General features: G+C 64.0%; 18 protein-coding genes. 7 read left to right on the forward strand and 11 right to left on the reverse strand.

Going from position 1 to position 15,849, the window contains the following annotated elements; genetic code table 11:
- Positions 1-42 precede the first annotated feature (42 nt).
- The 3 genes from mazG to ACR0EF_RS07025 all read left to right on the forward strand — a co-directional run bounded on the left by mazG (position 43) and on the right by ACR0EF_RS07025 (position 2,349).
- The gene (mazG, locus tag ACR0EF_RS07015) at positions 43-900 is read left to right on the forward strand and encodes a nucleoside triphosphate pyrophosphohydrolase (protein WP_170338768.1); all 858 of its coding nucleotides are present in this window, start codon (positions 43-45) and stop codon (positions 898-900) included.
- A gap of 61 nt (positions 901-961) precedes the next feature.
- Positions 962-1,903 (forward strand): nucleoside hydrolase, encoded by a 942-nt coding sequence (locus ACR0EF_RS07020; RefSeq protein ID WP_170370605.1) that lies wholly within the window; start codon positions 962-964, stop codon positions 1,901-1,903.
- A complete protein-coding gene (locus ACR0EF_RS07025) occupies positions 1,900-2,349 on the forward strand; it encodes a GNAT family N-acetyltransferase (protein WP_170358922.1) in 450 nt (149 codons plus the stop codon). The genes ACR0EF_RS07020 and ACR0EF_RS07025 overlap by 4 nt, the downstream gene beginning before the upstream one ends.
- Here the strand turns inward: ACR0EF_RS07025 and ACR0EF_RS07030 are convergent.
- The 7 genes from ACR0EF_RS07030 to ACR0EF_RS07060 form a co-directional block, all read right to left on the reverse strand.
- A complete protein-coding gene (locus tag ACR0EF_RS07030; protein WP_170338259.1) occupies positions 2,346-2,516 on the reverse strand; it encodes a hypothetical protein in 171 nt (56 codons plus the stop codon). The genes ACR0EF_RS07025 and ACR0EF_RS07030 overlap by 4 nt on opposite strands.
- A gap of 134 nt (positions 2,517-2,650) precedes the next feature.
- Positions 2,651-3,193 (reverse strand): GNAT family N-acetyltransferase, encoded by a 543-nt coding sequence (locus tag ACR0EF_RS07035; protein WP_170338762.1) that lies wholly within the window; start codon positions 3,191-3,193, stop codon positions 2,651-2,653.
- A 46-nt stretch (positions 3,194-3,239) separates the two neighbouring features.
- Complete coding sequence (gene eno / locus ACR0EF_RS07040) at positions 3,240-4,517, reverse strand: phosphopyruvate hydratase (protein WP_170372411.1); 1,278 nt, start codon at positions 4,515-4,517, stop codon at positions 3,240-3,242.
- Positions 4,518-4,652: 135 nt separating this feature from the next.
- Positions 4,653-5,537: a DMT family transporter gene (locus ACR0EF_RS07045; protein WP_170363303.1), complete on the reverse strand. Its 885-nt coding sequence runs from the start codon at positions 5,535-5,537 to the stop codon at positions 4,653-4,655.
- Positions 5,538-5,685: 148 nt separating this feature from the next.
- A complete protein-coding gene (locus ACR0EF_RS07050; RefSeq protein ID WP_093962302.1) occupies positions 5,686-6,099 on the reverse strand; it encodes a Fur family transcriptional regulator in 414 nt (137 codons plus the stop codon).
- Between the two features lie 81 nt (positions 6,100-6,180).
- A complete protein-coding gene (locus ACR0EF_RS07055) occupies positions 6,181-6,885 on the reverse strand; it encodes an endonuclease/exonuclease/phosphatase family protein (RefSeq protein WP_170338252.1) in 705 nt (234 codons plus the stop codon).
- 86 nt (positions 6,886-6,971) lie between these two features.
- Positions 6,972-8,390 (reverse strand): protein adenylyltransferase SelO, encoded by a 1,419-nt coding sequence (locus ACR0EF_RS07060; protein WP_170372409.1) that lies wholly within the window; start codon positions 8,388-8,390, stop codon positions 6,972-6,974.
- Between the two features lie 66 nt (positions 8,391-8,456).
- On the opposite strand from ACR0EF_RS07060, the gene ACR0EF_RS07065 reads away from it, so the two are divergent.
- Together ACR0EF_RS07065 and ACR0EF_RS07070 are read left to right on the forward strand one after the other, a co-directional pair.
- On the forward strand, positions 8,457-8,876 hold the full coding sequence (locus ACR0EF_RS07065; protein WP_170338752.1) for a cupin domain-containing protein: 420 nt from the start codon (positions 8,457-8,459) through the stop codon (positions 8,874-8,876).
- A 68-nt stretch (positions 8,877-8,944) separates the two neighbouring features.
- Positions 8,945-10,507 (forward strand): phospholipase D family protein, encoded by a 1,563-nt coding sequence (locus ACR0EF_RS07070; protein ID WP_254430703.1) that lies wholly within the window; start codon positions 8,945-8,947, stop codon positions 10,505-10,507.
- A 12-nt stretch (positions 10,508-10,519) separates the two neighbouring features.
- Here ACR0EF_RS07070 and ACR0EF_RS07075 read toward each other — a convergent pair whose 3' ends face one another.
- From ACR0EF_RS07075 to ACR0EF_RS07085, 3 genes are all read right to left on the reverse strand, one after another.
- A complete protein-coding gene (locus ACR0EF_RS07075; protein WP_170372407.1) occupies positions 10,520-10,972 on the reverse strand; it encodes a TspO/MBR family protein in 453 nt (150 codons plus the stop codon).
- Between the two features lie 29 nt (positions 10,973-11,001).
- Complete coding sequence (locus tag ACR0EF_RS07080; RefSeq protein ID WP_170358904.1) at positions 11,002-11,514, reverse strand: aggregation factor core; 513 nt, start codon at positions 11,512-11,514, stop codon at positions 11,002-11,004.
- Between the two features lie 76 nt (positions 11,515-11,590).
- Positions 11,591-12,712: an anhydro-N-acetylmuramic acid kinase gene (locus ACR0EF_RS07085; RefSeq protein WP_170372405.1), complete on the reverse strand. Its 1,122-nt coding sequence runs from the start codon at positions 12,710-12,712 to the stop codon at positions 11,591-11,593.
- Between the two features lie 63 nt (positions 12,713-12,775).
- On the opposite strand from ACR0EF_RS07085, the gene tyrS reads away from it, so the two are divergent.
- Positions 12,776-14,026: a tyrosine--tRNA ligase gene (gene tyrS, locus ACR0EF_RS07090; protein ID WP_170372403.1), complete on the forward strand. Its 1,251-nt coding sequence runs from the start codon at positions 12,776-12,778 to the stop codon at positions 14,024-14,026.
- A 46-nt stretch (positions 14,027-14,072) separates the two neighbouring features.
- Here tyrS and ACR0EF_RS07095 read toward each other — a convergent pair whose 3' ends face one another.
- On the reverse strand, positions 14,073-14,774 hold the full coding sequence (locus ACR0EF_RS07095) for a GntR family transcriptional regulator (protein WP_170372401.1): 702 nt from the start codon (positions 14,772-14,774) through the stop codon (positions 14,073-14,075).
- A 112-nt stretch (positions 14,775-14,886) separates the two neighbouring features.
- Here ACR0EF_RS07095 and ACR0EF_RS07100 point away from each other — a divergent pair, with 112 nt between their 5' ends.
- The gene (locus tag ACR0EF_RS07100) at positions 14,887-15,837 is read left to right on the forward strand and encodes a GlxA family transcriptional regulator (protein WP_170372399.1); all 951 of its coding nucleotides are present in this window, start codon (positions 14,887-14,889) and stop codon (positions 15,835-15,837) included.
- Positions 15,838-15,849 lie beyond the last annotated feature (12 nt).

Genomic DNA, 15,849 nt, shown 5'->3' on the forward strand with positions numbered 1-15,849 from the left:
TGCGGGATGGATGCATCTGACACCGGAACAAGGGGCTTCGCAATGGCTGAAAATCCACTGATCCACGATACCGACGCCGGAATCGAGCGGCTGCTGGAGATCATGCGCCGCCTGCGCGACCCGGTAACCGGCTGCCCGTGGGACATCGAACAGGATTTCGCCACCATCGCCCCCTACACGATCGAAGAGGCCTATGAGGTCGCCGACGCCATCGAACGCCAGGCCTGGGACGAGCTCAAGGGCGAGCTAGGAGATCTGCTGTTCCAGTCGGTCTTTCACGCGCAGATGGCCGAAGAGGCCGGGCATTTCACTTTTCAGGACGTGGTGCGCACCATGTCCGACAAGATGGTGGCCCGCCACCCGCATGTCTTCGGCGACGAATCCCGCGACAAGTCTGCCGAACAACAGACCCGCGACTGGGAGGCGATCAAGGCCGCCGAGCGCGCCGGAAAGGAACAGAAAGGCGCGCTGGACGGTGTCGCCGCCAACCTGCCCGCCTTGCTGCGCGCCTACAAGCTGCAGAAACGCGCCGCTCGGGTGGGGTTTGACTGGCCCGATGTCAGCCATGTGCTGGACAAGATCACCGAAGAAGCCGCCGAACTGACAGAGGCGCGCAACCAGATGGACGCCGACGCGCTCGAGGACGAATTCGGCGACCTGCTGTTCGTGATCGTCAATCTCGGCCGCCATCTGGGCATCGAGCCCGAGGCCGCGCTGCGCCGCACCAACGCCAAGTTCACCCGCCGGTTCGAACAGGTCGAAGCCCGGCTGGCCGCACGTGGCAAGACGCCGTCAGACAGCACGCTGGAAGAGATGGACGCCCTGTGGGACGCGGTGAAAACCGAAGAACACCGGGCAAATGGCAAACTCCCGCCGCTCAAGGCCGCAAGCGACGCCTGAAACCGCTGGACAAGCCGGGCCGCGCTTGCCAGTGTCCGCCCTTCAAGACCCCGGAGGCCCCATGACCGCGCGCAAGATCATCATCGACACCGACCCCGGACAGGACGACGCCGTCGCCATCCTGCTGGCCCTGGCTAGCCCCGACGAGATCGAGGTTCTGGGCATCACCGCCGTCGCCGGCAACGTGCCGCTGGAGCTGACCGCAAAGAATGCGCGCATCGTCTGCGAACTGGCCGGGCGCACAGACATTCCGGTCTTTGCCGGGTGCGACCGCCCGTTGAAACGCCCGCTGATCACCGCCGAGCACGTGCATGGCAAGACCGGGCTGGACGGCCCCGTCCTGCCTGACCCGCAGATGCCGTTGGCCGAGGGGCATGGCGTCAATTTCATCATCGACACGCTGCGCGCGCAGGATCCCGGCACCGTCACCCTCTGCCCGCTGGGGCCGCTGACAAACATCGCCACGGCCTTCCAGAAGGCCCCCGACATCATCGGGCGCGTGCAGGAAATCGTGCTGATGGGTGGCGCTTACTTCGAAGTCGGAAACATCACACCCACCGCAGAGTTCAACATTCATGTCGACCCCGAGGCCGCTGATATCGTGTTCAAATCCGGCGTTCCGATCGTGGTCATGCCGCTGGATGTGACGCACAAGGCCCTTGTCACCAAACCGCGCAATGACGCGTTCCGGGCCCTTGGCACCAAGGTCGGCATCGCCGTGGCCGAGATGACCGATTTCTTCGAACGTTTTGACAAGGAAAAATACGGCAGCGAGGGCGCGCCCCTGCACGATCCCTGCGTGACCGCCTATCTGATCCGCCCCGAGCTGTTCTCGGGCCGCCATGTGAACGTCGAGATCGAAACCCAGTCGGACCTCACGCTCGGCATGACCGTCGCCGACTGGTGGGGCGTCACCGACCGCAAGCCCAACGCGCTGTTCATCGGCGACGTGGACGCCGACGGGTTCTTTGCCTTGCTGACCGAACGGCTGGCGCGGCTATGAGTGCCGCTCTGCGCCTTGCCCGTCCCGAGGACCTTGATCGCCTGATGGGCCTGGTCGCCGCCTTTCACGCTGAGGCCGGGATCGAACAGGACCCCGACCAAAGGCGCGATGCGCTGACGCCGCTGCTGGAAGGCATCCCGCATGGCTGTATTTATCTGATCGGCCCGTCGCGCGCACCGTTGGGCTACATCATCCTGACCTTCGGTTGGTCGGTCGAGTTCGGGGGGATGGACGGGTTCGTCGATGAAATCTACATCCGGCCCGCCATTCGCGGCCGCGGAATCGCCACCGAGGTTCTATTGGACTTGCCCAAAGCGCTGGCGGGTGCCGGCCTGACGGCCCTGCATCTGGAAGTGGATCGAACCAACGAGGCCGCGCAGAAACTCTACCTTCGGACCGGTTTCAAACCGCGCGACCGTTACATGTTGATGAGCAAAAAGCTCTAGCGTGACTCACCGCGGAAGATCAGCCCGGGATTGTAGTACATCTCTTGCACCGGATCGTTCTGCGACACCGGCTCGCCGGTGATCGGGTAGGTGTCAGGCCCTGCGCAGGCCGCCAGAACCCCGACGGAAAGCACGGAAATAACGAGAAGGATTCTTGAAGCGGACATCACGTTCTCCTTTTCTGCTGTACCGTCAAGCTACGCCCGACAACCTCGCACTTGTAGGAACAAGTTCACACATAATCACATTTATGCTTGCATTTTTTCTTCCTGCCTGAATCAAACCCTGGGATAATGGGAAATTACCCTGCAATTCCATCGGATTCGGAAGAGTCACCCGTCAGTGACATTTCGAAGAACAACAGCTGGCCCTGGGCGATCTCGGGTATATCCGAATAGGCATCGCGCAGCTTGAACCCCAGCGACAGATACAGCCGAGTCGCCGCTTCCAGCGGTTTTCCGGTGTCCATCCGGATCATCTCGAACCCGTCTTTGCGGCACTGGGCAATCAGCGCCTGCATGATCGCACACCCCGCACCAGTGCCCCGAGCGTCATCGGTCACGAACACGCGCTTGATCTCGGCGATACCTGGACCGATCGTCTGAAACATCCCGCAGCCGACCGCCAGCCCGTCCAGCATCGCCAGCCGGGTCCCGCCCTTGGGAGGCATATGCTCGATTTCGATGGCGGACAGAACAGCTGCATATTTCTCGGGTGGATAGAACGTGTTCACGACCTGTCGCGACCGTTCATCCAGCGTCAGCAGGTAGGCGTGATAATCCCAACACAAACGCCGGACAGCATCGAACTGGTCCGGCGTTTTAGGTTCAACGATACTTAGCATGACGGACCCCCGGTCAATGTCGGGGGTCAGCCTAACAGCTTGCGGCTTACTTGCGAAGGATCGAACGCCCCGCGTATTCCGCGACCTCGCCCAGCGTTTCCTCGATGCGGATCAGCTGGTTGTACTTGGCCAGCCGGTCCGACCGCGCCAGCGAGCCGGTCTTGATCTGACCGCAGTTGGTCGCCACGGCCAGATCGGCGATGGTGGCGTCCTCGGTCTCGCCCGAGCGGTGGCTCATCACGTTGGTATAGCCGGCCCGGTGGGCCATATCCACGGCGCGCAGAGTTTCGGTCAGCGAACCGATCTGGTTCACCTTGACCAGCATCGAGTTGGCGCAGCCCTTCTCGATCCCTTCGGCCAGACGCGCGGGGTTGGTCACGAACAGGTCGTCACCCACCAGCTGTACTTTGCCGCCCAACTCGTCGGTCAGCGCCTTCCAGCCGTCCCAGTCATCCTCGGACATGCCATCCTCGATCGAGATGATCGGATAGTCGTTCACCAGCGCCGCCAGATAGGCCACGTTCTCGTCGCTGCTGAGCGTCTTGTCCTCGCCCGACAGGACGTATTTGCCGTCCTTGTAATACTCGGTGGCGGCGCAATCGAGCGCCAGGTAGATCTCGTCACCCGGCTTGTAGCCCGCCTTCTCGATCGACTTGAGGATGAAATCCAGTGCCTCGCGGGTCGAGGCGATGTTGGGGGCAAACCCGCCCTCGTCGCCGACACCGGTGGCCAGCCCGGCGGCCGATAGTTCCTTTTTCAGAGTGTGGAACACTTCCGAACCCATGCGCACCGCTTCGCGGATGTTGCTGGCGGCCACGGGCATGATCATGAATTCCTGGATGTCGATCGGGTTGTCGGCATGTTCGCCGCCATTGATGATGTTCATCATCGGCACCGGCAGAACCCGCGCCGAGGTGCCCCCCACGTAGCGATAGAGCGGCTGGGTGGTGAAATCCGCCGCCGCCTTGGCCACGGCCAGCGACACGCCCAGAATGGCGTTGGCGCCCAGGCGGCCCTTGTTCGGGGTGCCGTCCAGCTCGATCATGACGGCGTCGATCGCCACCTGCTCGGTCGCGTCAAAGCCCACCAGCTCTTCGGCGATCTCGCCGTTCACGGCGGCCACGGCTTCGAGCACGCCCTTGCCCATGTAACGGGACTTGTCGCCATCGCGCTTTTCCACCGCCTCATAGGCGCCGGTCGATGCGCCCGAAGGCACGGCGGCCCGGCCCATGGTGCCGTCTTCCAGAACCACGTCCACCTCGACGGTGGGGTTGCCCCGGCTGTCCAGGATTTCGCGTGCGTGGATGTCGATGATGGTGCTCATGATACCGGTCCCTGAAAATGCGTTCGGTTGCATGCCTCATACCAGCACGCGGGGAAAAGTAAACCGGGTCCGTTATCGCTAACACGCATATTTTCCGGCCTTTAGCGCCAACAGCGGCGTGTTTGCGCCAACAGGTCAGCAGACCGCCGGAGCCATGGCCCGCGCAATGCGCCGTTCGCGGATGAACGTGTACATGCCCGACCCGATGATCAGCGACGCGCCGATCATGGTCATCAGGTCCGGCCGCTCGCCGAACATCCACATCCCTGCCAGGATCGAGAACAGCAGACGCGTATAGCGGAACGGGGTCAGGGCCGAGGCCTCGCCCACGCGCATTGCGGTCACGATCCCCAGATAGCCTAGAACACCGAATCCAACGGCACCGAGATAGGGTCCGATCTGCCCCATCTGCAGCGGCGCCAGAGGCTGCGCCGAGGTCAGCATCAGCACGCCGCCGGCAATTGCGACCGCCGCGTAGGCCTGCAGCGCCACCACGGCCGAAGCCACGCGCGCGTCCAGCCGGCGGGTGATCAGGTCCCGCGCGGCGATCGCAATGACGCTGGCCACCACGAACAGTGCCTCGGGCCGAAACCCGTCCAGACCGGGGCGGATGATCATCAGAACGCCGATGAACCCGACACCGATTGCGCTCCAACGGCGCCAGCCGACCTGCTCGCGCAGGAAGAGTGCGGCCCCCATCGTGACCACCAGCGGCATCGCCTGGAACACGGCCGCAACGGTTGACAGGTCGACCAGGGACAAGGCCGTGACAAAACTCAGCGCCCCGACCGCCTCGGTGCACGCGCGGATCACGAACAGCGGTTGCCAGGCGGCCGTGTCAAAGATCGGTTTGCGTGTCACGATGGCCATGGCGGCAAAGACTAGCGCGCAGAACAGCCCCAACACGATCATGACCTGACCGGTCGGCACGGTGACCGACAAATGCTTGATGAACATGTCCTCAAGCGTGAAGGCGGCCATAGCGCCGATGACCAGCAGGATGCCGTTCGCGTTGTTCATGTCATTGCCTATTGAATTCGGACGGCTTAATTGCCGCGTCGCAACGCAGAAGACCCGGATCGCGCGCCCGTGGCAAGCGCGAAGAGGGCTTGGAATCATGAATAGATTTTAGATGACCAATCGCTTTTGGTGATGTGTCCCGGCCGGATCAGTCCTTGTCCAGCGGAACTCCGTACAACTCCAGCCGATGACCTTTCAGGCGATAGCCCAGCTTCGAGGCGATCTTTTCCTGCAGGGCTTCGATCTCGGGGTCCACGAATTCAATCACCTCGCCCGAGTTCATGTCGATCAGGTGATCGTGGTGGTCGCGCTCGGCGTCCTCATAGCGCGCACGCCCGTCGCCGAATTCCAGCCGTTCGAGAATGCCGGCCTCTTCGAAAAGTTTGACGGTGCGATAGACGGTTGCGATCGAAATGCCCGCATCCAGCGCCGAGGCGCGTGCGTACAATTCCTCGACATCGGGATGATCATCACTGTCCTGCAGTACCTGCGCGATGGTTCGACGCTGGCCGGTCATGCGCAGGCCTTTGGCTTCGCAACGCGCGATGATCGTGTCCGCCATGTCATCCCCCAGAATCCGTTCGGGTTTCTGTCTTAGTACGTCCGCACGGATTTCGCCACTGTGATTTGCGCCCGCTGCGCCTTAGCCCGCAAGCCGCAGATCGGCCCAGACCGGCAGGTGGTCCGAGGCGATATGCGCGGGCCGTTCCCCATGCACGCCGTGGGCCAGCGCCTCGAGCCCGCCGCCCAGCGCGATCCGGTCCAGCGCGCCCAGAGGCTGCGCGGCGGGAAAGCTGGGTACAGGCGGCAGGAACCGCATGTCGGGAGCTAGGCGGTCAAGAATCGGCTGGCGCGACCATTCGTTGAAATCCCCTGCCCAGACGGTTGGCATCCGGTCCAGCGCGCGGCCGTCCTGACGTAGGTGGATGATCTGCTGGCGGCGCCACGCCGAGAACAGCCCCAGATGCATCCCCATCACCCGCAAAGGCCCTATATGGGTGTCGAACTCGACCCGGACCGCTCCGCGCGGCTCCAGCCCCGGCAGATCGTGATGCGCGGCGCGGCGCACCCGGATGTGGTCGCCCCGCCAGATCACCGCGTTGCCATGCCAGCCCAGACTGCCCGCACCGCCCAGATCGACGATCTTCCACCCGGCCTCGTCCAACATGAAATGCGGAAGCGCCGCCGGGCGCGGCGGCAGGCGTTTGTCGGCCTCTTGCAGCACCACGATATCGGCGCCCAGCCGGTCCAGCACCTGCAGGATGCGCTGCGGCTGGCGTCGCAGATCCAGTCCGACGCATTTCTGGATGTTGTAGCTGGCAAGGCGCAGCTTGGGCAAAGTGGTCATCGGTTTTCTACGGTTGTACCCCGTCAGGATTCGCAGGATCGCGCCCGGACGCAAGCCGATAGTTCAGCACAGTTGCCGAAACCCGCTCAGGTCCCGCAAAAGGTGGCATGCACCACCTCGTCCTGCGTGGGCGGGCGTATCAGGTCGGCGGCGTCGGGCTGGTCGCCATAGGGCCGGGCCAGCACTGCATTCAGCCGGTGGAACGGGGCAAAGTCGCCCTGAACGGCGGCCTGGATCATCTGTTCGACCCGGTGGTTGCGCGGGATGACGGCGGGGTTGGCCGCGTGCATCACCGCGGCCGGGTCCGCCTCGCGCGTCAGTCGCGCGCACCACCCCTCGGCCCAGCTGTCGAAAGCCGCCGGATCGGTGAACTGGTCCCGCGCCGCATCGCTGCCCAGCGCGCGGAAGGTATTGGTGAAATCGGCCTGATTCTGCGCCATCCGCGTCAGCAGGTCCGAGATCAGCGCAAGGTCGCCGTTCTCCTCGGTGGTCAGGCCGATCTTGGCCCGGAACCGGCGCAGCCAGTGCTTCTGCATCAAATCGGGCATGGCATGTACGATCTCGGTCGCCTCTTCCACGGCGGCCTGCTTGTCCTCGATCTGCTGGATCAGCGCCGTCGCCAGCTGCGCCAGGTTCCACACCGCGATCTCGGGCTGGTTGGAATAGGCATAGCGCCCCATCCGGTCGATCGAACTGTAGACGGTGTTCGGATGATAGCTGTCCATGAAGGCGCAGGGGCCATAGTCGATGGTTTCGCCCGAGATGGCGCAGTTGTCGGTGTTCATCACCCCGTGGATGAAGCCCACCGCCATCCACTGCGCGATCAGCGCGGACTGCGCGTCACGCACGGCGCGCAGCAGGCCCATCGGCCCGACGGCCTCCGGGTAGTGGCGCGCGATGGCATAGTCGGTCAGCCGCTGCAGGTCGGCGATCTGGCCGCGTGCGGCGAACACCTGGAACGTGCCCACCCGCAGATGGCTTTGCGCAACGCGGGTCAGCACCGCGCCGGGCATCGGGCCCTCGCGCAGCACGACCTCGCCAGTTTCTACCGCCGCCAAGGCGCGCGTGGTGGGAATGCCCAGCGCATGCATCGCCTCGGACACGACATATTCGCGCAGAACCGGCCCCAGCCAGGCCCGCCCGTCGCCCTGCCGCGAAAACGGCGTGCGCCCCGAGCCCTTGAGCTGAATGTCGCGGCGGATCCCGTCCGTGCCCACCACCTCGCCCAACAGCACCGCGCGCCCGTCGCCCAGCTGCGGGTTGTAGTTGCCGAACTGGTGGCCGGAATACAGCTGCGCCAGCGGCTCGGCCCCGTCCGGCAGGGCATTGCCCGCAAACACTTGGGCCATGTCCTGCGCGTCACCGGGCGAAATGCCCAGCACCTGCGCCAGATCGTCATTGAAAGCCACTAGCCGCGGCGCGCGCACAGGTTCGGGCGACTGGCGCGCATAAAAGGCGCCGGGCAGCCGGGCATAGGAATTGTCGAATGGGATCGTCAGGGTCATGGCGCAAACATATGATCTGTGCGCAGTATTGCCAGCACCAAATCCCATCGCCGTGAAAGGCCCGCCATGACCGCCGACCAGATCATCGACCACCTGCAACTGCAGCCCCACCCCGAAGGCGGCTGGTATGCCGAGACCTGGCGCGCGGACAACACAGGCCGCCCCACCGCGACTTGCATCTATTTCCTGCTGAAACGGGGCGAGGTCAGCCACTGGCACCGGGTTGATGCGACCGAGATCTGGCTGTTTCACGCCGGAGCGCCACTGATCCTGTCGATCAGCGAAACCGATACCGGACCTGCAAGCGATCACATGCTGTCCCCCGACCTGAGCGCGGGCGCGCCACAGGTCATCGTACCCGCCGGGCATTGGCAGGCCGCCCGCAGCACCGGGGACCACACGCTGGTCAGCTGCGTCGTCTCGCCCGGGTTCCAGTTCGACGGGTTCGAATTGGCGCCGCCGGAGTTCGACATTCCCCGGGGTTAAACCTCAAGCCCTGCCGAACCATGCTTGAACTTGCCCTGCCCGATGCGGCAAGGTTCGCTTGTGTATGATTGAGCAAGGACGAGGGCGCGATGCGGCTGATCAAGACTTTGGTGACCGTGGCTGTGATCCTCGGCCTGGGCGTGCTTGGGCTGCGGTTGGCCTTTCCTCTGCCCGAGACCAATTTCTCGGAGCAGACATACCGCCAGCCGGCGGATTGGACTGGTCCGCTGGGCCAAGCCATCGAGCCGGCGATGCAGCGCAACCCCGGACTGGACGGCGTCCGCCCCCTCGGTCAGGGGCATACCGCATTTGCCGCCCGCGCCATCCTCGCGCGTGAGGCGGTCTCGTCCATAGATGCCCAATACTATATCTGGCAGGATGACGTGACCGGCCTGATGTTGCTGGACGAATTGCGTGCGGCGGCGGAACGGGGCGTGCGCGTGCGCCTTCTGGTCGATGACAACGGCATCTCGGGGCTGGACCCGCTTTTGGCTGAACTGGATGCCATGCCAACGGCCCATGTCCGCATCTTCAACCCGTTCACGCTGCGCAATCCCAAGCTGCTGTCCTATGTGTTCGATTTCGGCCGGTTGAACCGCCGCATGCACAATAAGTCCATGACGGTGGACGGTGTGGCCACGATTGTCGGGGGCCGAAACATCGGCGACATCTATTTCGACTACGGGGCCGGGACGCATTATCTGGATGTCGATACCATCGCGATCGGTCCGATCGTGGACGAGGTGGCCGAGTCGTTCGATGCCTACTGGAACAGCGGCTCGGCCTATGATGCCGCGTTGTTCCTGCCCGCTGCGACCGCCCCAAGCCTGAAAGCACTGGCCGAGGCCGCGCGCCAGACCGCGGCCGGGGCCGGATACCAAAAGGCGATCCGCGACAATGAACTGGCCGACCGCATCGCCGCCCGCGATCTACCGTTCGAATGGAGCGCGGTCGAACTTTTTGTCGATGACCCGGCCAAGGGGCTTGGAGAGGTCGAGGACGAGAACCTCATGGTCGAGCGTCTCATCGCCTTAGCCGAAAACTCCGAGACTTCGCTGGATCTGGTCTCGGCCTATTTCATTCCCGGTCCCCGCGGGGCCGAGCTGCTCGAACGGTTGGCGTCATCCGGGGTCAAAGTCCGGGTCCTGACCAATTCACTGGATGCGACCGATGTGATGCCGGTTCATGCCGCCTACATGGCCTATCGCGACGACCTGCTGGCAAGCGGGGTTCAGTTGCTGGAGCTGCGCGCGTTGCGCGACGAGCACAAGGAACGCAGCCTGCCCGAAATTCTTGCAGGCTCCGCCTCGGGCCTGCATGCAAAAGTGTTTGGCTCGGATGGCAAACGGATCTTCATCGGCTCATACAATCTGGACCCGCGTTCGGCCCGGCTGAACACCGAGATGGGGCTGCTGATCGAGAGCCCCACGATCGCGACAGATCTGGCCCGGCAACTGGACACGCCGGAATTTGCCTATCGCGTCGAGATGGATGATGACGGTGGGCTGGTCTGGGTTCAGCAGACCAAGGACGGGACGACCACGACCTTTGAGACCGACCCGAACACCTCTCGGTTCCAGCGCGGCCTTGCCGCCGTCGTCAGGTGGCTGCCGGTCGAGTGGATGCTCTGACCACCGCCGGCGTCAGTTCAGGACCGCGGTCGACAGGTTCAGAACAGTCGCAAACGCCACCCATGCCAGATAGGGCACGAACGCCCATGCCGAAACGCGATCCACCGGGCGGACGTGTTTGATGAACAGAACAATCACCACCAGAAGCGACAGAATTACAGCCAATGCCAGCCAAGGCTGGTGCAGCACGAAGAATGCGGGCGACCACAGGAAGTTCAGGCCCAGCTGCGCCCACCACAGGCGCATTGCGGGCGATCCCCGGTCGCGTTCGAACTGCCGCCATCCCGCCATCGCAATCAGCACGTACAGAACCGTCCAGACCGGGCCGAACACCCAGCCCGGCGGGTTGAAGACCGGTTTGTTCAGGTTCGCGTACCACTCACCCGGCCCCGTCAGAGTGCCGATCAGTATGCCGCCACCCAGTACCAGAACCAGAAATGCGATACGTGTCAGTGTCTTGGTCATGCCGGTTCCATCCGCAGGTGCACTGCCGCTCAGCAGGTCCCGACCGGTATAGCCGCGCGGGCCGCCGACGAAAAGACACCACGCTGCGGGTTCTTCGCGCCTTCCAGAGAGACCGTCGCGCCCTGAATCTCGGCCCCCGACACGGTGATCTCGCGTCCGCCGCCCGTGTCATCCACGTCGATCGTAAAGGCGATTTCCGCACCGGGCGGCATGGCCCGGATGTCCAGATCGACCATCGACTGTCCGTCCTGAACCTGAGGCAACCCGTTCAGATACTCGGACCCCGAAACCATCTCAAACGGCTGAAACACTTCGACCCCTGCCCCCGCGCCAGTGACATCAAAGATCAGCCCGCCCTGCGACGAGGACAAATCCAGACGCACCGTTGCAGCAGACAGGCTGCAATCGCTGGCGTTGCGAAGAACGAAGCGGTCCTTTGGCGCTCCCTCGACGAACTCAACCTGCACATCAGCCATGGCGGGCACTGCGAGCATGAACGCGGCGGCACAACCGGCCGCATTTTTGACAAGGGAACCGATCATCTTCATCTCCGGCATTGTTGTGGCTACTGCTACAATTACGCCCGAGCGCCTCGGCAGGATCATTTTTCGCCGCGTTTCAGCGCGGTGCGCCCTGCGACACCCGGCTGACCGTTCCCCCGCCAACCAACGCCTTGACCCCGGTGGTGCCCGGGCAAGAGGTCGGCATTCCCCGCGCGACACGCACCGCCAAATAGGCAAAAGCCTGCGCCTCGAGCATGTCGCCATCCAGCCCCACGGCCTCGACCGGATCGACCGGGCAGTCCAGCGCCACGCGCAACATCTCCATCAAGACCGGGTTCTTACGCCCGCCGCCGGTGACCAGCACCTGCGCGGGCTGTTTGGGGCAATGCTCCATCCCCTGCACCACCCCGGCGGCGCTCATTCCTGTCAGGGTGGCGACGGCGTCAGCGTCGCTCAATTCCTTCACCAGTCCGATCATCTCGGCGAAATCGTTGCGGTCCAGAGATTTGGGCGGCAGACGGTTGAAATAGGGCTCGGCCAGAAACAGCTCCAGCGCTCCGGTCTCGACTGTGCCCTGCCGGGCCAGCGCGCCGTCGCGGTCCATGGGCAGGCCCAGCCGCGCCTGCACCAGATCGTCGATCGGCGCATTGGCCGGGCCGGTGTCAAAGGCCAGCAGCGCACCGGGCGCCTCGGGCCCGTCAAAGGACGGGTCCACATACGTCAGGTTGCCGACACCGCCCAGGTTCAGAAAGCACAAGGGCGCCGTCGCCCCGACATATTTTGCGCAGGCAAAGTGGAAGAACGGCGCCAGTGGCGCGCCCTCGCCGCCCATGGCCACGTCATCGCTGCGGAAATCCCAGACCACGGGCACACCCAGCGCGACCGCCAGCCCTTCGCCATCGCCCACCTGCAACGTGCCCTTTCCCCGCGGCTCATGCGCAAGGGTCTGGCCGTGAAAGCCGATCAGCTCCACGTCCTCGAATTCCGACAGCAACTCGGCATGGGCGCGGGTCACCAGGTCTTCGGCGGCGTGCACCTCGGGGCCGCTCCAATTTCCCAGCGCGGCGCGCAGCAGCTTGCGCTCGTCCTCGGTATAGGGCCGGTAGGCACTGTCGCCGAACCGCAGGATCTGCCGCCCGTCGGTTTCCACCACCGCCGCGTCGACCCCATCGAGCGAGGTGCCCGACATGGCCCCCAGTGCCCGCACTGCCCCAACTTTGCCTCGGGCCTTATTCATGGCCTTTTCCTTCCCTCGTTCGCCGCCTATAACGTGCCCCGCAATTCAACCCCGAGGCAAGACATGACGTATCACCCCAAATCGGATTTCATCGCCACGATGATCGAGCGCGGCTTTCTGGCCGATTGCACCGATTATCAGGGCCTTGACGATGCTCTGACAAGCGGGGTGCAGACAGCCTATATCGGGTATGACGCCACCGCCCAGTCCCTGCATGTCGGGCATCTGATGAACATCATGGTTCTGCGCTGGTTCCAGAAGCTGGGGCACAAGCCGATCACCCTGATGGGGGGCGGCACCACCAAGGTGGGCGATCCGTCTTTCCGCTCGGACGAACGCCCCCTGCTGGGCCCCGAGCAAATCGACGCCAACATCGCCGGCATGCAGAAGGTGTTCGACAAGTACCTGTCTTATGACGACAGCGGCACCGGCGCGCTGATGCTGAACAATGCCGAATGGCTGGACGACCTGAACTACCTCGATTTCCTGCGGGACATCGGGCGGCATTTCTCGGTCAACCGGATGCTATCCTTTGAATCGGTGAAATCGCGGCTGGACCGGGAGCAATCCCTGTCGTTCCTCGAGTTCAACTACATGATCCTGCAGGCCTATGACTTTCTGGAGCTGAACCGTCGTTACAGCTGCATCCTGCAGATGGGTGGATCGGACCAGTGGGGCAACATCGTCAATGGCATCGACCTGACCCGACGCGTGCTGGATCATGAGATCTATGGCCTGACCACGCCCCTGCTGACCACCAGCGACGGGCGCAAGATGGGCAAAAGCCAGGGCGGCGCCATCTGGCTGAACGGCGACATGCTGTCGCCCTACGAGTTCTGGCAGTTCTGGCGCAACACTACTGACGCCGACGTGGGCCGCTTCCTGAAGATCTTCACCGAACTTCCGGTGGACGAATGCGACCGCATGGGCGCGCTGCAAGGGTCCGAGATCAACGAGGCCAAGATTCGTCTGGCCAACGAGGTGACGACACTGCTGCACGGGCCCGAGGCCGCGGCCAAGGCCGAGGCCACCGCGCGCGAAGTGTTCGAAAAGGGCGGTGTGGGCGGCGACCTGCCTACCCTGACTCTGACCGCCGAAGATCTGGGCGACGGCATATCGATCGTGCAGCTGATCGTGAAGTCGGGCCTGGCGAAATCGGGCAAAGAGGCCAAGCGCCTGATCTCCGAAAACGGCGCCCGTCTGGACGACGCACCGCTGACCGATGCGGGGCTCATGATCGACGCAGCGGCGCTTTCCTCGCCCATCAAGCTGAGCGCGGGTAAGAAGCGGCACGCGCTGGTGCAGCTGGGCTGAACCGCCTGCCCCCGAACACGACGGCCGCCTTCGGGCGGCCGTTTTTCTATCCGCGTTCGACCGAGCCCAGCGGCAGGTCCAGACCGGCCGGCGTCACGAACAGCTCGATCTGATCGCGCGACAGCGCCCAGTGATCGGCCGCCAGCTGCCCCGCCGCCGCCTCGTCGCGCGCCTCGATCGCGGCAATGATGGCGTCATGCTGGTCGCAGGCCAGAGCCAGGCTTTCGCCCATCCCGGCCTGACCCGGGCGGTAGAAGGTCATGCCAATACGCGCATGGTCGATCAGCAGCCGCTGAAACGACGGCAGCAGGTACACATTCGCCGCCATCTCGCCAGTGATCTCGTGGAACTGGTTGTTGGCCAGCGCGCGATCTTCGGCCGAGCCCTTCCGCAGCGTTTCCCGAAAAGCCGCCTGCGCCGCCTTCAACCGGTCGATCTGGTCACCTGTGGCGTTCTGCGCCGCCAGCCGCAGCACCGCGCCATAGATCATCGGCGCCACCAAGAAGAAATCGCGCAACGTGGCATAGGACATCTGCGACACCCGCGCGCCCCGGTTTTCACGCAGTTCAAGATAGCCCTGCCCGGCCAGATGCCGGAACACCTCGCGCAGGGGCGTGCGCGACAAGCCGAACGCCTCGGACAGCTGCGCCTCGTCCAGGTCATCGCCGGGGCGCAGTTTCAGCGTCATCACCGCCGCCTTCAGATGCGCGGCCAGCGCCGCCTTGCGGCTTTTCGTGCCGTCTTTCATCCCCAACCTTCGCTTTGGTCGAATCGCGACACCCAGGATGTCGCCCCTGCTCTTGCCCGATAAAATGCACCTTGTACACAATCAGCCTGACCGCCCGTGATAGACTGAGCGCATGACCCGCCCGCAACATTTCTGTTTCATCCTCGTTCCCGAGTTCTCGCACCTGGCCTTCTCCTGCGCGGTCGAGCCGCTGCGTATCGCCAACTGGGTCAGCGGCGAGGAGCTGTACCGCTGGTCCTTCGCCTCGGAGGACGGCGCGCAGGCGGTGTGTTCCAACGGGTCCGTGACGCTGGTGCATGGTGGGCTGACGGACCTGCCGAAATGCGACCAGATCTTCGTTTTGTCAGGCATCCACATGCGCGATCACGTCAGCCGCCCCCTGCTGGCCGCGCTGCGCCGCGAACGGGCACGCGGCACGGCCATCGGGGCGCTGTGTTCGGGCGCGTGGCTGCTGGCCGAGGCCGGGTTCCTGAACGGGATGCAGGCGGCGATCCATTGGGAATATCACGACGCCTTCATGGAAGCTTTCCCGGACGTGAACCTGGTGCGCAGCGTCTTCGTGGCCGATGAAAAGCACATGACCGCCTCGGGCGGCACCGCAACGGCCGACCTGATGCTGCACCTGATCGAGCGCGACCACGGGCAGGACCTGTCGATCGCGGTGGCCGACCAGATGGTCTGCAACGCCGTGCGCAACGCCACCGCCGATCAGCGTGTGTCGCTGCAGTCGCGCAACGGCATGCGCAACGCGCATCTGGCCAAAGCGATCCAGATCATGGCCGACCGCATCAACGACCCGATCTCGCCGGCGGTGATCGCCGAACAGATCGGCATCTCGACCCGCCAGCTCGAGCGGCTCTTCGGCAAATACCTCAACGCTTCGCCCAAGAAATACTTCATGGAGCTGCGGCTGGACCGCGCGCGAAACCTGCTGTTGCAGACCGAATCTTCGGTCACCGACGTGGCCTTTGCCTGCGGCTTTGAAAGCCCGGGTCATTTCTCACGCGTGTACCGCGCCGCCTTCGGCGTCACCCCGATGCAGCAGCGCAGCCGGCTGGACTGAGTCACTGCCGAC

Source organism: Ruegeria sp. CG8 (genome assembly GCF_056537165.1).

Excerpts from the sequence above, each read along its gene's own strand:
- mazG (WP_170338768.1), top strand. The coding sequence starts at position 43 with ATGGCTGAAAATCCACTGATCCACGATACCGACGCCGGAATCGAGCGG.
- ACR0EF_RS07020 (WP_170370605.1), top strand. The coding sequence starts at position 962 with ATGACCGCGCGCAAGATCATCATCGACACCGACCCCGGACAGGACGAC.
- ACR0EF_RS07025 (WP_170358922.1), top strand. The coding sequence starts at position 1,900 with ATGAGTGCCGCTCTGCGCCTTGCCCGTCCCGAGGACCTTGATCGCCTG.
- ACR0EF_RS07030 (WP_170338259.1), bottom strand. The coding sequence starts at position 2,516 with ATGTCCGCTTCAAGAATCCTTCTCGTTATTTCCGTGCTTTCCGTCGGG.
- ACR0EF_RS07035 (WP_170338762.1), bottom strand. The coding sequence starts at position 3,193 with ATGCTAAGTATCGTTGAACCTAAAACGCCGGACCAGTTCGATGCTGTC.
- eno (WP_170372411.1), bottom strand. The coding sequence starts at position 4,517 with ATGAGCACCATCATCGACATCCACGCACGCGAAATCCTGGACAGCCGG.
- ACR0EF_RS07045 (WP_170363303.1), bottom strand. The coding sequence starts at position 5,537 with ATGAACAACGCGAACGGCATCCTGCTGGTCATCGGCGCTATGGCCGCC.
- ACR0EF_RS07050 (WP_093962302.1), bottom strand. The coding sequence starts at position 6,099 with ATGGCGGACACGATCATCGCGCGTTGCGAAGCCAAAGGCCTGCGCATG.
- ACR0EF_RS07055 (WP_170338252.1), bottom strand. The coding sequence starts at position 6,885 with ATGACCACTTTGCCCAAGCTGCGCCTTGCCAGCTACAACATCCAGAAA.
- ACR0EF_RS07060 (WP_170372409.1), bottom strand. The coding sequence starts at position 8,390 with ATGACCCTGACGATCCCATTCGACAATTCCTATGCCCGGCTGCCCGGC.
- ACR0EF_RS07065 (WP_170338752.1), top strand. The coding sequence starts at position 8,457 with ATGACCGCCGACCAGATCATCGACCACCTGCAACTGCAGCCCCACCCC.
- ACR0EF_RS07075 (WP_170372407.1), bottom strand. The coding sequence starts at position 10,972 with ATGACCAAGACACTGACACGTATCGCATTTCTGGTTCTGGTACTGGGT.
- ACR0EF_RS07080 (WP_170358904.1), bottom strand. The coding sequence starts at position 11,514 with ATGATCGGTTCCCTTGTCAAAAATGCGGCCGGTTGTGCCGCCGCGTTC.
- ACR0EF_RS07085 (WP_170372405.1), bottom strand. The coding sequence starts at position 12,712 with ATGAATAAGGCCCGAGGCAAAGTTGGGGCAGTGCGGGCACTGGGGGCC.
- tyrS (WP_170372403.1), top strand. The coding sequence starts at position 12,776 with ATGACGTATCACCCCAAATCGGATTTCATCGCCACGATGATCGAGCGC.
- ACR0EF_RS07095 (WP_170372401.1), bottom strand. The coding sequence starts at position 14,774 with ATGAAAGACGGCACGAAAAGCCGCAAGGCGGCGCTGGCCGCGCATCTG.
- ACR0EF_RS07100 (WP_170372399.1), top strand. The coding sequence starts at position 14,887 with ATGACCCGCCCGCAACATTTCTGTTTCATCCTCGTTCCCGAGTTCTCG.